Genomic DNA, 14,790 nt, shown 5'->3' on the forward strand with positions numbered 1-14,790 from the left:
TTCCAGAGGGTACGGCCCGCCGCGGCCGCCGGCCGCCGGCACCCCGGTCAGCGCAGGTCCAGCGCGCCGCCGAGCCGGTCCAGGAAACGCCGGTCGGCGGGGCTCGGCCCACCCTCCCCGGTCCGGCAGACCCGGGCGGCCACGGACTCCACCCACTGCCGGTAGGCCGCCGAGTCGGCCGGGTCGGCGCGGCGGTGCAGGACGCGTACCGCCGCCCGGCAGGCGGCGAGCAGGTCGACCAGATCGGTGAGGCGCTCGTCCCGGGCGGCGCCCCCGTCGTGCCGGGCGTAGATCGCGGCGACCACGGCCCGCACCAGGTCGCTGTCGAAGCCCCGGCCGGCCGCCACCGCGTCCAGGCCGGCGAGCCCGGCGCCGACCCCGCGCGGCGGGCGGCCGGGGGCGGCCGAGGCGGCGACGACGAGGACCCGGCCCGGCAGGTCGGTCAGCAGGTCCCATTCGGCGGTGGAGTAGAAGGCGGTGGTCAGCGGTGCGGCATGCCGGCCGGCAGCGGGCGGCTCTCCGGCGACGGAGTGGCTCATGCCGCCGCTCCGCTTCGCTCCGCGGCGCCATGCGGCACCGACGCGCCGAGCCTGGTGATTCGCTCGCTGCGCTCGCTCATCGCGGGACCTCCGGCGTCAGCATATGCCCCGGAAGCGCAAAAGAGCCCCTTCCCCGAGCGGGAACGCCGGGGAAGGGGCTCTTCGTCGTACGTCGCGGGTCAGCGCGGCTCGGGGAAGCTCGGCCGCTCCGGGTCGACACCCTCGGGCACCGCCGCGGCCGCGTACTCCTTCTTGGGAACCATCACCTTGCGGCGGAACACGCAGACCAGGGTGCCGTCCTGGTTGTAGCCCCGGGTCTCCACCGCGACCACGCCGCGGTCCGGCTTCGAGGAGGACTCCCGCTTGTCCAGCACCGTGGTCTCGCCGTAGATGGTGTCCCCGTGGAAGGTCGGGGCGACGTGCCGCAACGACTCGATCTCCAGGTTGGCGATCGCCTTGCCGCTGACGTCCGGCACCGACATGCCGAGGAGCAGCGAGTAGATGTAGTTGCCGACCACCACGTTGCGCTTGAACTGGGACGCCGACTCGGCGTAGTGCGCGTCCATGTGCAGCGGGTGGTGGTTCATGGTGAGCAGGCAGAAGAGGTGGTCGTCGTACTCGGTGACGGTCTTGCCCGGCCAGTGCCGGTAGACCGCGCCGACCTCGAACTCCTCGTAGTAGCGGCCGAACTGCATCCTTGTCCCCTTCGACGGGCGGCGATGGAGTTCGGCACAGCATGCCTTACCGCTTGTTAAGGCGATGACGGGGGCGCTGCGGCTGTGCAAATCTCACAGCGGGCCGACCCGGGGGGAGACGCAATGAGCGGCGGGGCCCTCCCCGGCACCCGCCGCCCACGCTCTGATGTCGAAGATTCTGCCGTACGGCGGTACTGGGATGACAGAGACCGACGTCACATTTACCCTTTCGTAACAATACCGTGGGTCACTCGCGATCACTTCTCCGGCGATCTCCACGCGTCGAAAACTTGCTTGTCAAGTGTCAAGTTACCGAGACGTAACGAATACTCTCGGTGATCTCCTTGGAAGCGCTCCCATCACCGTCCGTCACGCAAGTGCGACTCGCATTACTTGGGTGGGACAGACGGACCAACCTCGCTCGACACGTCGCAGCATCACCGCAGCGTTACGGCAGCGCCGCGCAGCGTTTCGTCGCGTAGCTCACGGGAATTCCAGGAAGCCCACCCTGGTTCCATCGGACACAGGCAATATCCGCGCTGATCGGAGAGTGCAATGGCAACGGTTGAGCTGACCACGGCCAACTTCGACGAGGTGACCGAACAGGACGGCGTCGTCCTCCTCGACTTCTGGGCCGACTGGTGCGGTCCGTGCAAGCGGTTCGCGCCCGTCTACGAGCGCTCGTCGGAGAAGCACCCGGAGATCGTCTTCGGCAAGGTCGACACGGAGGCGCAGCAGGAGCTGGCGGTCAAGTTCAACATCAGCTCCATCCCGACCATCATGGCGATCAAGGACGGCGTGATCGTGTTCGCCCAGCCGGGCGCCCTGCCGGAGTCCGCCCTCGAGAACCTGATCGAGCAGGTCGAGAAGCTCGACATGGACGAGGTCCGCAAGCAGATGGCCGAGCAGGGCCACAAGCACTGAGCAGTGCTCGCATCCGGCGGCGGCCGGGTCCCCACCGAGGGCCCGGCCGCCGCCGTTTCCGGCCCGGGACGCCCGTCGGGCAGCCACACGGCCAGCGAGTAATGGACGACGGACGGACATCTTCCGGCGGCCCCCATCCCGTAACGTCCACAGCCGATGCAGACCTTGACCACCCGCGGTCGCGCGGTCCGGCTGGGCGCCACCGTGCTCGGGTTGGCGCTGCTCCTCGCCGGCACCGTCCGGGGCACCGACGACGACTTCCCGTTCGGGCCGTTCCGGATGTACTCCACCTCCGACCCGCCGAACGCGCCCGCGCCGGACACCCGCGTGGAGGGCGTCGACCGCTCCGGGGCGGTGGTCGACCTGGGTCAGGACGCCACCGGCATCCGCCGCGCCGAGATCGAGGGACAGCAGGGCCGGTACGCCGCCGACCCGAGCCGGCTGCGCCGGGTCGCCGACGCGTACGCCGAGCGCCACCCCGCCGCACCCGCGCTCGTCGAGGTCCGCATCGTGGTCCGCTGGTACGACATCCAGGGCGGCCGCCCGACCGGCCGCTGGACCGACCGCACCGCCGTCCGCTGGCAGGCCACCCCGTGACCGGCTGGCTGACCGAGGCGGTCCCGCGCGGGCGGGTGGCCGCCTTCCGCACTCTCGTCTACCTCTTCGTGGCGGCCGACCTGGTGATCTTCACCCCCTGGGTGCGTACCCGGGTCGACGTGCCCGGCGACCTCTACCAGCCGCTGCTGGTCGGCCGGCTGCTCCCGCTGCCCACGCCCACCCCGGTCCTGGTCGGCGTGATCTTCTGGGTGCTGCTGGCGCTCTCGCTGCTCGCCGCGACCGGGCGGGCGCCCCGGCTGCTCGGCTGGACGGTCTTCGCCCTCTACTTCCAGTGGATGATCGTCGCGATGAGCTACGGCAAGGTCGATCACGACCGGTTCGGGCTCCTCGTCGCGCTCGCCGCCCTGCCGACCGCCGGGCGGGCCCGGCACGGTGATCCCACCCGCACCGAGGCCGGCGGTTGGGCGCTGCGGGTCACCCAGCTCGCGGTGATCTGCACGTATTTCCTGGCGGCCTGGGCCAAGTTCCGCTTCGGCGGCCTCGACTGGGCCACCGGGTCGGTGCTGGCCCGGGCGATCATCCGGCGCGGCACCGACCTGGCCGACCTGATCGCCCAGGTCCCGCACCTGCTGGTCGTCGCCCAGTTCGGCATACTCGCCTTCGAGCTGCTCAGCCCGCTGGTCTTCGTGCTGCCCGAGCGGTGGCGGCTGGCGGCGGTGGGCTTCTTCTACTCGTTCCACCTGGTCACCATCGCCACGATCACCATCTCGTTCGCGCCGCACCTGGTGGCGATGACCAGCTTCCTGCCGTTGGAACGGGTCCGCCCGATCAGCCTGCTCCGCCGTCGGCGGTCACCGGCCCCCCTCCGCCAGCTCGGCGAGCATCCCCTCGCAGCTGCGGACGACGACCTGGGCGCCGCGCCGCTGGGCCAGGCGTAGCAGCGGGTCCTCCGCGCGGTTCCGCCAGCGCCACTGCGCCTCGGCGGCCGCGTCCCACAGCCGCTGCACGCTCGCGTCGTGCTCGACGCCGAGCCGGGCCGCCAGGCCGATCCCGTCGCCGCCGACCAGCCGCTGCGCCTCGGCGGCCAGCTCCGCGTCGAAGCCGAGCCGGCTGGTGCGCAGCGCGGCGAGCAGGCGCAGCTCGCGGAACTCGTGCGCCGCGACGAGGATCTGCTCGACCCGGCCGAGCAGCTCGTCCGCGCCCCGGGCGGGCTCGGCTCGCACCAGCGCCTCCACGGCGGCCAGCGCCGACCGCGCCTTGAGCGTGTCCCGCCGATCGACGAGGAAGCGGGCCATCGACTCGCGCAGCTCGGTCAGGCCGCTGCGCCGGATCAGCTCGGCCGAGAGCTTGGCCCGGGTGTCGCAGCCGGTCCGGATCAGGGTGGTCGCCAGCCGGAGCCCGAAGAGCCCGAGCCGGTCCAGCAGTGCGGCGCGGACCCCGGCGTCCAGCCGCAGCGGCAGGTCGCCGCGGAGGAAGCGGTCGGCGGAGAGCAGGTGCGGCTCCAGCTCCGGACGGGACACCCGGGCCAGCGCCGCGAGCACCGCGAAGTCCGACTCGCTGAGGATCCGACCGGCCAGGCCGAGCAGGCCGCTGCACGGGACGACGTTCACGCAGAGCGCGTCCACCCGGGGATCGCGGTGCTGCCGCCGGGCGAGCTGGCGGGCGGTGAGCAGCCCGTCGATCCGTCCGCCGCCGGTCTCGTCCACCCGGGACAGCACCATGACGACGTTGATCGCGGCGGCCTGCCCGACCGCGCTCTCCCGGGTGCCCTCCAGCACCCGCAGGTCGCTGTCGCGTCCGTCCCGAGTCAGGTACAACACCGCGTCCGCGTCGCGCAGCACCCGGTCCATCACGGATGCCCGGTCCTGCTCGTCGAGACCGGTGGCCGGGGTGTCGATCAGGGTCACCTGGCGCAGCGTCCGGGTCGGCCAGCGCACCACGACGTCCCGCAGCTCACCCGCCCGCCAGCCGACCAGGTCCACCCGCATCCCGGTCGGCGACTTGACGATTGCCAGCTCCTGTGGCGGGTGACCGGTGGAGTAGGCGGTGGCGCGCGGCTGCGCCCCGTCCTCGTACCAGGTGAAGAGGCTGCTGCCGTCCACCCCGTCGATCGGCGCGACCTCCTCGCCCATGAGCGCGTTCAGCAGCGTCGACTTGCCGGACCGCCACGGGCCGGCGACGGCGATCCGCAGCGGCTGCTCCAGCCGGGCCAGCTCGTGCCGGAGCTGGTCGGTCGCCCGCGGGTTGTCCCGGTAGAGCTGGAGGGCCTGGTGCAGCAGCCCCCACACGGCCTCGTCCAGCCGCAGCCCGACGGTCATGCCCGGGGCCCCAGGGACGCCGGGGCGGGCCGGGCACCGGCCAGCTGCTGCGCCTGCTCGAAGAGCGTGGCCAGCCGGGTCATCTTCAGCCGGAGCTCGCGCTGCCGCTGGTCACGGACCGCCGCATCGGTGTCGGCCGCCTGCTTGGCGCTGCGGAACGACCGGATGATGGCCTCCTGCAGTTCCTCGGTCAGCGCGGTGAAGTGATCCCGGAGCATCCGCTGCACCTGCCGGGCGGCGTCCCGGCGGTCCTTGGTGATCCGGACGAAGAAGTCGTCGACGTGCCGCTGGACCGCCGTCTTGACGACCGACTGGCGGCGGCGGAGCAGCTGCCTGCTCTCGTCCCGGATGCTCTTGCCGCCGAGCAGGGCACCGACGCCGACCGAGAGCGGGTTGATCATCGGCAGGCCGGCCAGCGTGGTCGCCAGGCCGATCATCAGCATGCCGCCGTACGAGCCGCGCATGCCGGTGATCACCTTCTGGGTCGGGGTGAACCGGTCGATGTTGGGCCGTTCGATGTCCGGCAGCCGGTCGCCGAGGTCCGCCGGGGTCGTCATCGACCAGGGCGGCAGCACGTCACCGCCGTACCGGGCGAAGTTGCCGGCCACCCGGCGGGCGGCCCAGTCGCAGCGCTGCACCAGCCACTCGTGGTTCGCCGCCGCCGCCTCCACCAGGCTCCGCTCCAGCCAGTCCTGGAAGTCGTCCCAGCTGACCAGCGGGTCGGCCGCGTCGAACGTCTCGTCGACCATGCGCAGGATCTGTCGGGTCCGGTCACGCAGGTCGTACTCGATGTCGGCGAGCAGGTCGGCCATCTCGTCGGCGAGCGTGTTCTGCCACCTCGTGGAGCAGCGGCGCAGCTCGTCGACCTCCCGCTGCGCCGCGTGCAACCGGGCGATCGGGCCGGACTGCTCCTCGGCCTCCTGGCTCGCCAGGTCGGCGCGCAGCGGCGCGGCGAGCTGTTCCACCACGGTCCGGGCGATCACCCCGACGGCGGCGCGGGCCAGCCGGTCGGACTTGTCGGCGAGGTCCCGCTGCAGCCGGGCGATCAGCACGGGGAAGCCGGACTCGGCGTTGAGTTCCCGGTCGTCGCCGACGGCCGCGCGCAGCCGCAGCGCCGCCGAGACCGGAATCACCGGTGCCGGCACGCCGGCGTCGGCGAGGTGCTGCCGGTTGCGCTCGGCGACCGCACGCCAGTCCGGTACGAGATCGGTCTTGGTCTGCACCACCACCACGTTCGGGTGCGACCGGGCGACGTGCAGCAGCATGGTCAGCTCGCCGGCGGAGAGCTCCCGGGTGGAGTCGGAGACCAGCAGCACGGTATCCGCCCCGGCCGGCGCGGCGGCCGGGCCGGCCGCGCCGAGCGCGGCGACCTCGTCGGTGCCCGGGGTGTCCACCAGCACCAGCCCGGCGCCGAGCAGCGCGCGGGACAGTCCGATCTCGACGTACGCCGGGCCGGCGCCGGGCCGGCGGCCGAGCGTGCCGGCCACCCCCGCGGCGACCTGGTCCAGCGGTACCGGGATCCGCTCGGCGGCCGCCGGGACCGTGGTGCCGGCGGGCCGGCCGGGGGTCGCCGGCGGCGCCTGCACCACGGTGGCCGAAGGCACCTCGGCGTGCTGCACCACGGTCGGCAGCACGGTGGTGCGGCCGTCGCCGACCGGGCAGGCCGGCGCGTTGATGATGGCGTTGACGAGCTGGCTCTTGCCCTGGTGCGACTCGCCGATGACCAGGACGCGCAGCCTGGGGTCGAGCAGTTGGACCCGTTTCTGCCGCACCGTCTGGAGCAGGTCACCTCGCCCGTGTGCACTGCACGTACGGGCGATCTCGTCGAGCACGTCCAGCCAGATCGCCGCGATCACCGCACCAAGTGTGCGGATTTCAGCGCAATTATCAAGAGGGCCCGTCACCGCAGCGGAAGCGGGAGGCCGGCGAACCGGCCTGCCGCCCCCGCTGAGCCGTGCGTCAGAACAGGCCGCCCAGCAGGCCGCCGTCGGAGCCGGCGTGCACATCGGTGTGGACGGTGGTGTCGCTGTGGGTCCCGGAGTCGCCGGTCAGTCCGCCGGTGAGCCCGCCGACCGTGCCGGTGACGCCGTTGACCGTGCCGCCGACGCCGGACAGGGTGCCGTCCACGTGCTGGGTGACGGCGTCCACCGTGGCCGGAACGTGCACCGACGGCACCACGCCGGTGCCGTCACCCAGGCCGAGCCCGCCCAGGGTGTGGTCGACGCCGAGCGAGCCGACGACGCCGTCGACCTGGGCCTGCGTGCCGGACAGGACGCCCAGGTCACCGCCGAGCACGTCGCCGTGGAGCACGCCGGCCTCGGTGGCGCCGAGCGGGTTGGCGACCGTGCCGGCGACGTCCCCGACCACCGGGCTGGTCACGCCGTCCACGCTGCCCACCACGTCCGCGTCGAGGGTGTGCGCCACGTCGTGCACCCCGGTCAGGTCGGTGGCGAGGCCACCCGGCCCGATGCCCACGCCGATCCCCGGCAGCACGGCCGCCCCGGCGTACCCGCCGAGCGGGTCGACCGCGATGGCGCCCAGCGCGCCGGCCGTGGCGTCCACGCCGCTGTGGGTGCTGTTGACGCTGATCTGCTCCGGCACCGCCTGGAGCTGGCCGATCACGTCGGTGGCGTCCGTGGTGAGCGGGTCGATCCCGAGCTGACCGGCCACCGGGGCCACCGACGCGAGGCCCGCCCCGGGGGCGTAGTCGACCACCAGCGGAACCACGTCCTGCACGTCGGCGGCGGTGACGTCGGTGAGCCCCGCGGCCTGCAGCGCACCCTCCGGGTCGAGGTCGAAGGCCGACCGCGCGTCCGGGTCGGTCAGCAGGTTGAGCACGAAGTCGTGCAGGGTCTGTTGCGAATCCACGCTCTGGTGCGAATTAACCTGCGCGGTCTGCTGCGAATCCATGGTTCTCCTCGAACGTACGTCAGCGACGGTCCTGCGTCGGCAGTGACGCTATGGCCGGGGGTCTGCGGTGGTCATCGGGGCGCGTCCCGCAACCGGCCGCGCCCGGTTAGGGTCATCACCCCCTCGGGCGTTAGGGGGATAGGGGGACGCGGGACGGTCAGAGTTAGGGTACGGAGGCGGCAGCCATCTCTGGTACGAACGTATGAGCCCACGGGTTTCGCCGCGGGTGGGTCGCCACGGTGCCGACACCGTCGCCAGCGCCACTCGCGGTGGAGGAAGAAACGAATGCCGTACGTCCTGGGGATGGACATCGGGAGCACCAGCACCACCGCCGCGGTGGCCCGGTGGCGGGGCGAGACCTGGGCCCGTCCCGAGGTGGTCGCGCTGGGCGGCGCGTCCCACGCCGTACCGTCGGTGCTGCACCTGGCGCCGGACGGGTCGCTCACCGTGGGCGAGGCCGCCACCGACGACTGCAGCCGGGTCACCCGCGACTTCGTCCGCCGGATCGGCGACGACGTGCCCCTGCTGCTCGGCGGTGAACCCTGCGCGCCGCAGACGCTGGTGGCGGAACTGGCGATGTGGGTGGTGGAACGGGTCTCCGCCCGGGAAGGCGAGTTCGCCGAAGCCGTCGTGCTCAGCCACCCCGCGGGATGGGGCCGGCACCGGCGCGACCTGCTGCACCGGGCGCTCCGGGACCTGGGCCTGCGCAACGTCACGCTGCTCCCCCGCCCGGTCACGGTCGCCGAGAGCCACGCCGCCCGAGGCTTCCCGGGCACCACCGCCGCCGTCTACGCCCTCGGCGGCAACACCTTCGAGGCGGCTCTGGTCCGGCGCGTCCCGGGTGGCACCTACGAGGCGTTCGGCCTGGCGCAGAGCCTGGAGACCGCCGCCGGCAGCGACTTCGACGAGGCGCTCGCGGAGCACGTCCGGACCGTGCTCGGCCGGGAGTTCGGCGCAGGCCGAGCACCGCACCCGACGCCGCACGGACTGCTGCCGGCGTGCGACCGGGCCAAGCGCGAGCTGACCGTCGCCACGGAGACCGACGTCCTGCTGACCCCGCCGACGGGCCCGGTCCGGGTGCCGGTGACCCGGGCACAGTTCGAGGACCTGATCCGGCCGGCGGTGCGGGCGGGCGTCGAGCTGCTGATCCGCACCGTACAGTCGGCCGGCCTGGCGCCCACGCAGCTCGACGGCGTCCTCCTCGCCGGCGGATCGGCCCGGATCCCGCTGGTCACCGAACTGCTCGCCGCGGCCGTTCCGGTCCCCGTCGAGGTGGAGCCGGATCCCCAGCTGACCGCCGCGACCGGGGCGGCGCTCGCCGCCGGCCAGGTGGTCTCACCGCGCCCCCGCCGGCCGGCCCCGGCGGCCGCGACCAGGCCGGTCAGTGGCGCCGCGGCGCCGGTCCCGGCGTGGCCACTCCCCGAGCCCGAGCACACCGTCCACGGCGAGCCACCACCCCGTCCCCCGGTCCGGATCACCCCGCTGAGCCTGCCGAAGGCGTCCCGCCTGGCGTTGGCCCGGGGCCGGGGACGCGAAGGATGACCACGATGATCATGAGCAGTGCCCTCGCCGACCCCCGGCCGGCGCTGGGCCACGGGCCGACCGTCCTGCTCGAGGCGGTGGCCGCGGACCCCGGCGCTCCGCTGGCCGTCGGCGTGACGGGTCCCGGCGGCCACGGGAAGACCGCCCTCCTCGCCGCGCTGGCGCGCGCCTACCGGCAGGCCGGGATCCCCGTGCTGGAGGGCGCGCCCAACCCGTCCGGGGAGGTCGACGCCGAAGCGGTGCTGCTGGTCGACGACGCCCACCTGCTCGACGACGCGCGGCTCGGGACGCTGCGCCGGCTGGTGGTGGCCCGCCGGCACCGGCTGCTGCTCGGCTACCGCCCGTGGCCCCGGTCCGCGGCACTGGCCGAGCTGACCGACGCGCTGAAGCGGACCGGGCGTCAGGTGGTGCTCACTCCGTTCACCGCCGAGCAGACCGGCGCCTACCTCGCCGCCGTGCCCGAGCTCGGCCGGCGGAGCGACCTGATCGCCTTCGTGCACGGACAGACCGGCGGCGTGCCGCGCGACGTCGAGCGGCTGGTCCGTGGGCTACGCGGGCAGGAGAACGGCGCCGGCGTCCCGGCCGAGCCACCCCGGCCGGCCGTCCTCCAGTTCGGACCGGAGCTGGAGGAGCTGGCGCCGGACCTCCGGCGGTTGCTGCTCGCCGTCGCGGCGGGCGTGCCGCTGCCGGTGGACCTGCTCGGCGCGCTGCTCGACCGGGCGCCCGAGGCGGTGCACGACCTGGTCACCGCCACCAGGGCGGCGGGCCTGCTCGGTGCCGACGGCCGGCTCGCGCCGATGGTGCGGCGGGCGGTCATCGCGCTCAGCCCGAGCACCGAACGCACCGCGGTGTGGCGCCGGCTCACCGAGTTGCAGCTCGGCCGGGGCGCGCCGGTCCTCCCGCTGGTCCGCTCGCTGCGCGCGGACGCCGCACTCGGCGACTGCCCGGCCCCGGCGCTGGCCGCCGCGGCGGAGGAGGCGCTGGCGGCGGACCCGGCGCTCGCGGCCGAACTCTTCGCCGCGGCCACGGCGGCCGGCCTACCGGCTGGTGCCCGCCAGGCGGCCGCCGCGGCGCTCGCCGGCGACCTGGACACCGCCCTCCGGTTGGCGGACCGGCTACTCGCGACGGCCACCCCGGCCGACCGGCGGGAGGCGGCGACGGTGGCCGCGACGGCGCTGGCGCACCGCGGTCAGGTCGACCGGAGCGTCGAGCTGTACCGGTGGTCGGGCACCGCCTCGGCCAGGGCGTTCGCCATCGTCGGGGCGGTCGCCGCCGGGCGCCCGACCGCCGACCCGGACGCGCCGGGTGACGCCCCGGACGCCAATCCCCCCACCCTGCACTCAAGCGCCGCCCGACTGATGGCCGAGGGGGTACGCGAGAGCCTCGCCGGGCCGCCGACCACCGCGCTCTCCACGCTGGTGCAGGCGGCGGCGTTACTGGAACCGGACGGCCGGGCCGCGCTCCTGCCGGACAGCCCGGCGGCGCTCGCCGCGTTGACGGCGATCCACTGTGCCGAGCTGGACATCGCCGAGGGGGTGCTGGACCGGGCCGTGGCGACGGGCATCGGCGGGCCGCTGATGGACCGTCGCCACCGGCTGTTGCAGGCCTGGATCCTGATGGTCCGGGGGCACACGGTCGCCGCGGCCGAGCGCCTGGCCACGGTGGCCACCGGCGACCGACCGCTGGAGTCGCGCGACCTGCTCCTGGCCAGTGCGCTCGAGCTGGGCATCGCCCGGCGCAACAGCGACCTCGGGGCGTTGCAACGCGGTTGGGTGCCCGCGCTGGAGGCGGTGGTCCGGCACCCGGTCGACCTGTTCACCCTGCTGCCGCTGGGCGAGCTGGCCGTCGCCGGCGCGCGGCTCGGCGATCTGGCCCGGCTGGAGCCGTACCTGCGGGAGGCCCGGCTGCTGCTGGACCGGCTCGGCGGCCCGGCCCTGTGGAGCGCGCCGCTGCACTGGACCGGCCTGCACGCCGCGATCCTGACCGAGGAACCAGCCGTCGCCGACGAGCACGTCGCCGCCCTGCTCGCCGCGGCCGACCACAGCCGGTACGCCGCCGTGGTCGCCGCGGCCGCCGCGAGCTGGGTCGAGGTGCTGCGCGGGGTGGTCGACCCGGCCCGGGTGGAGGCCGCCGCCCGGGGGCTGCACGACGCCGGGTTGCGCTGGGACGCCGCCCGCCTCGCCGGGCAGGCCGCCATCCGCACGTCGGACCGGCGGGCGATGACCAGCCTGCTGGAGTGTGCCCGGGTGCTCCAGGGCCGGCCCGCCACGGCCCGGGACGCGCCGCCCAGCGCGGCGGCCGACGGCAGCTCGCCGGTCGCCGACGCCGTCACCGGCCCCGGGCAGAACCCGCTCAGCGACCGCGAACACGAGGTTGCCGAGCTGGTGCTGGCCGGACTGACCTACCGGGAGATCGGCGACCGGCTCTTCATCTCGGCGAAGACGGTGGAGCACCACGTGGCCCGGATGCGGTCCCGGCTGAACTGCGCCAACCGGGCGGAGCTGCTGGCCCTGCTGCGCACCGTCGTCGCGGACCGGTCGAGCACACCGGCCCGACAGCCGTGGCCGGAACGGACCGCGCGGTGAGCCGAAAGCGCGGCGACCGTCGGTCGGCCGGACGGAGCGGGACGTGACTCGGACCGGTGGCCGGCGGATACGGCTGCAGCTCGCCTCGCTGGCGGCTGTGCTGTTGACCCTCTGGGCGTACGCGGCGGTGCTGACCGGCCGGGACGCCGCCGATCTGGTCCGGGTCCGGGCCCTGGCGGACACCCTCGGCCAGCCCACCGACCTGCTGATCCTCCACCTCCAGCTGGAGCGCCGGCTCACCGCCGAGACGCTGGCCGGCGCCGGGCAGGCGCGGGCCGCCCTCGCCGGGGCGCGCGACCGCACCGACCGGGCGGTCGAGCCGGTCCGCGCGTTCGTGGCGGGCCACGACCTGCGGCTGCTGACCGCGGGCGCGGTCCGGGACCGGGCCGAGGAGCTCGTCCGGCGGCTGCCCGGGCTGGCCACCCTCCGGTCCGAGGTGGACGACGGGCGGCTCGACCGGTCCGGCGCGGTGGCCGGGTACGACGCGCTGGTCGACACCGCCTTCGCCGTCTACGGCCCGGAGTGGGGCGGGCGGGAGACCGCGCTGGCCGGCGAGACCCGGGCCGTGGTCGCGCTGGCCCGGGCCCGCGAACTGCTCGCCCGGGAGGACACCCTGCTCACCTCCGCGCTGGTCGACGGCCGGATCAGCGCCGAAGAGCGAAGCCACCTGGCGGAACTGATGGCCAGCCAGCGGTACGCCCGCACGGCGGCGGCCGCCGAGCTGCCGGCCGGCGGGCGGGACCAGCACCGCCGACTGGTGGAGGGCCCCCGGTTCGCCGCCCTGCTCGACCTGGAGGACCGACTGCTCCGGACGGAGGGCGACAGCGGCACCCGGATCAGCGCGCAGAGCTGGCGGTCGGCCGCCGACCCGGCGCTGAGCGGACTCCGGGAACTCGTGATCGCCACCGCGCGCGACAGCGTCGAGCGGGCCACGCCGGGCGCCGCCCTGGTGGTCGCCCGGACCGGCGCGGTGCTCGGCCTCGGGCTCATCGCGGTGCTCGTCGTGCTGTTCGGCTGGTCCCGCACCGTCCGCCGGCTGACCGGTGGTGACGCCCGGGCGGCCGAGAGCGCCGCACCCGACCTGTTCCTGCGGCTCACCCGGCGCAACCAGGCCCTCCTGCGCGACCAGCTCAGCCTGCTGGACGCGATGCAGCGGCGCGAGCGCGCGGCGGAGGAGACCGCCGACCTGTTCCGGCTCGACCATCTCGCCACCCGGGTCCGACGCAACGTGGAAAACCTGGTCGCCCTGGCCGGCGCCACCCCCGCCCGCCGTTGGCGGCGGCCGGTGCCGCTGCTCGACGTGGTGCGCGGGGCGGTCGCCGAGGTGCCGGACTACCACCGGGTCCTGGTCGCCCCGCACTGGCCGTGGTCGCTCGCCGGGTCCGCCGTCACGGACGTCGTCCACCTGCTGGCCGAGCTGATCGAGAACGGACTGGCCTGCTCACCGGAGCACACCACGGTACGGGTGGCCGGCGAGCAGGGGCCGCAGGGCTGCTCGGTGGTGGTGGTCGACGACGGGCCCGGCCTGGCTGCCGCCGCCCTGGCCGAGGCGAACGACCTGCTGGGGCACCCGCCGCCCGACGCACCACCCACCGGTTGGGCCGGCCTGTACGTCGCCGGCCGGCTGGCCGAGCGCCGCGGCGCCCGGGTCTCGCTCCGTCCCGGCCCACGCGGGGGGACCGCGGCGGTCGTCCTGCTCCCGGCCGGCCTGGTCACCGGGCCCGAGGCTGGGCCGGTTGCCGAGGTGCCGGTGCCCGCCGGCGCGGGGTCCCCCCAGGCCGGGGCGGTGGACGCCGACAGCGACGGGCTGCCGACCCGGGTCCGGCGTGCCGGGGCGAGCCGGCCCGGGCCCGGGCCCGGCGCCGCCGACGCCGACACCGTCGAGACACCGCTGCGCAGCGAGAGGACCTAGATGACGCATTCAGTGGCCACCGTCGACAGCCTGACTGCCGCCCTGGACGAACTGGTCGACCGGGTGCCGGGAGCCGAGTTCGCCGTGGTCCTCTCCCCCGACGGGCTGCTGCTCGGCCGGTCCAGCACGGTGGCGGACAAGCCGGCCGAGCAGATCTCCGGCGTGGTCAGCGGCCTGTACGCGTTGGGGCAGGCCGCCGCCCGGGTGTGCGGCGGTGGTGTGCTGCGCCAGGTCGTCACGCAGATGTCCCGCGCGTTCCTGTTCCTCGCCACCACCCGGAGCGGGGCGATCCTCACCGTCCGGATGGGCGGTGACGCCGACGTCGGCGACATGGCGTACGAGGTGGCGCTCTTCGCGGCGCGAGCCGAGCGGGAGCTGCCCGTGTTCCTCGAGCCGGCCCGGATGGTGACAGGCGGGAACAGCGGTGCCCACCGGGGACCATGACGAGGCGTGGTACGACGACGACGCCGGACCGGTGGCCCGGCCGTACACGGTGACGGGTGGGCGGATCGCGCCCGACCACGGCCAGCTCGACCTCATCTCCCTGGTGGTGGCCCGACGGGCGATCCCCGCCGGCGCGCAACTGTTTCCGGAGCAGGTCCGGATAGTCGAACGCTGCCAGCGTCCACTGTCGGTGGCGGAGGTGGCTGCCGAGCTGGACCTGCCGTTGGGTACCGTCCGGGTGCTGCTCGGCGACCTGTTGGGGGCCGGGCTGATCGAGCTGCACGAGCCGCCGACGCTGTCCGGAGTGCCGTCCAGGGAACTGCTCGAGGCGCTCCTCGCCGGGCTCCGCACGCTCTGACCGGG

At 74.8% G+C, this 14,790-nt stretch carries 13 protein-coding genes; 8 read left to right on the forward strand and 5 right to left on the reverse strand.

Annotation, left to right across the window (positions count from 1 at the left end; genetic code table 11):
- Positions 1 to 47: 47 nt before the first annotated feature.
- Entirely contained in the window at positions 48 to 539 is a 492-nt protein-coding gene (locus tag Q2K19_RS07685; protein ID WP_302768840.1) for a hypothetical protein, read from the reverse strand.
- Positions 540 to 718: 179 nt separating this feature from the next.
- Positions 719 to 1,234: a MaoC family dehydratase gene (locus Q2K19_RS07690; protein ID WP_302768842.1), complete on the reverse strand. Its 516-nt coding sequence runs from the start codon at positions 1,232 to 1,234 to the stop codon at positions 719 to 721.
- Positions 1,235 to 1,789: 555 nt separating this feature from the next.
- Between Q2K19_RS07690 and trxA the strand changes: the two genes are divergently transcribed.
- The 3 genes from trxA (at position 1,790) to Q2K19_RS07705 (ending at position 3,654) form a co-directional block, all read left to right on the forward strand.
- Positions 1,790 to 2,158: a thioredoxin gene (gene trxA / locus Q2K19_RS07695; RefSeq protein WP_302768844.1), complete on the forward strand. Its 369-nt coding sequence runs from the start codon at positions 1,790 to 1,792 to the stop codon at positions 2,156 to 2,158.
- 156 nt (positions 2,159 to 2,314) lie between these two features.
- The gene (locus Q2K19_RS07700) at positions 2,315 to 2,755 is read left to right on the forward strand and encodes a hypothetical protein (RefSeq protein ID WP_302768845.1); all 441 of its coding nucleotides are present in this window, start codon (positions 2,315 to 2,317) and stop codon (positions 2,753 to 2,755) included.
- Positions 2,752 to 3,654: an MFS transporter permease gene (locus Q2K19_RS07705; RefSeq protein WP_302768848.1), complete on the forward strand. Its 903-nt coding sequence runs from the start codon at positions 2,752 to 2,754 to the stop codon at positions 3,652 to 3,654. Before Q2K19_RS07700 ends, Q2K19_RS07705 begins: the two co-directional genes overlap by 4 nt.
- Here Q2K19_RS07705 and Q2K19_RS07710 read toward each other — a convergent pair.
- The 3 genes from Q2K19_RS07710 to Q2K19_RS07720 all read right to left on the reverse strand — a co-directional run bounded on the left by Q2K19_RS07710 (position 3,568) and on the right by Q2K19_RS07720 (position 7,944).
- A complete protein-coding gene (locus tag Q2K19_RS07710; RefSeq protein WP_302768850.1) occupies positions 3,568 to 5,034 on the reverse strand; it encodes a dynamin family protein in 1,467 nt (488 codons plus the stop codon). The genes Q2K19_RS07705 and Q2K19_RS07710 overlap by 87 nt on opposite strands.
- Positions 5,031 to 6,890 carry a dynamin family protein gene (locus Q2K19_RS07715; protein WP_302768851.1) on the reverse strand — a complete coding sequence of 620 codons (1,860 nt, stop codon included), beginning with the start codon at positions 6,888 to 6,890 and terminating at the stop codon, positions 5,031 to 5,033. Before Q2K19_RS07715 ends, Q2K19_RS07710 begins: the two co-directional genes overlap by 4 nt.
- A 103-nt stretch (positions 6,891 to 6,993) precedes the next feature.
- Positions 6,994 to 7,944 carry an IniB N-terminal domain-containing protein gene (locus tag Q2K19_RS07720; protein WP_302768853.1) on the reverse strand — a complete coding sequence of 317 codons (951 nt, stop codon included), beginning with the start codon at positions 7,942 to 7,944 and terminating at the stop codon, positions 6,994 to 6,996.
- A gap of 285 nt (positions 7,945 to 8,229) precedes the next feature.
- On the opposite strand from Q2K19_RS07720, the gene Q2K19_RS07725 reads away from it, so the two are divergent.
- From Q2K19_RS07725 to Q2K19_RS07745, 5 genes are read left to right on the forward strand one after another with little or no spacing between them, the layout of a single operon-like run.
- Positions 8,230 to 9,486, forward strand: a complete 1,257-nt coding sequence (locus Q2K19_RS07725) for an Hsp70 family protein (protein ID WP_302768855.1) — start codon at positions 8,230 to 8,232, stop codon at positions 9,484 to 9,486.
- Positions 9,483 to 12,071, forward strand: coding sequence for a helix-turn-helix transcriptional regulator (locus Q2K19_RS07730; RefSeq protein WP_302768857.1), 2,589 nt, complete (start codon positions 9,483 to 9,485; stop codon positions 12,069 to 12,071). Before Q2K19_RS07725 ends, Q2K19_RS07730 begins: the two co-directional genes overlap by 4 nt.
- 43 nt (positions 12,072 to 12,114) lie before the next feature.
- Complete coding sequence (locus Q2K19_RS07735; RefSeq protein WP_302768859.1) at positions 12,115 to 13,983, forward strand: sensor histidine kinase; 1,869 nt, start codon at positions 12,115 to 12,117, stop codon at positions 13,981 to 13,983.
- Positions 13,984 to 14,427, forward strand: a complete 444-nt coding sequence (locus Q2K19_RS07740; RefSeq protein ID WP_302768862.1) for a roadblock/LC7 domain-containing protein — start codon at positions 13,984 to 13,986, stop codon at positions 14,425 to 14,427.
- The gene (locus tag Q2K19_RS07745; protein WP_302768864.1) at positions 14,408 to 14,785 is read left to right on the forward strand and encodes a DUF742 domain-containing protein; all 378 of its coding nucleotides are present in this window, start codon (positions 14,408 to 14,410) and stop codon (positions 14,783 to 14,785) included. Before Q2K19_RS07740 ends, Q2K19_RS07745 begins: the two co-directional genes overlap by 20 nt.
- The last annotated feature ends 5 nt before the right edge of the window (positions 14,786 to 14,790 follow it).

Origin of the sequence: Micromonospora sp. NBRC 110009 (assembly GCF_030518795.1) — a bacterium.
Taxonomy (GTDB): Bacteria; Actinomycetota; Actinomycetes; order Mycobacteriales; family Micromonosporaceae; genus Micromonospora.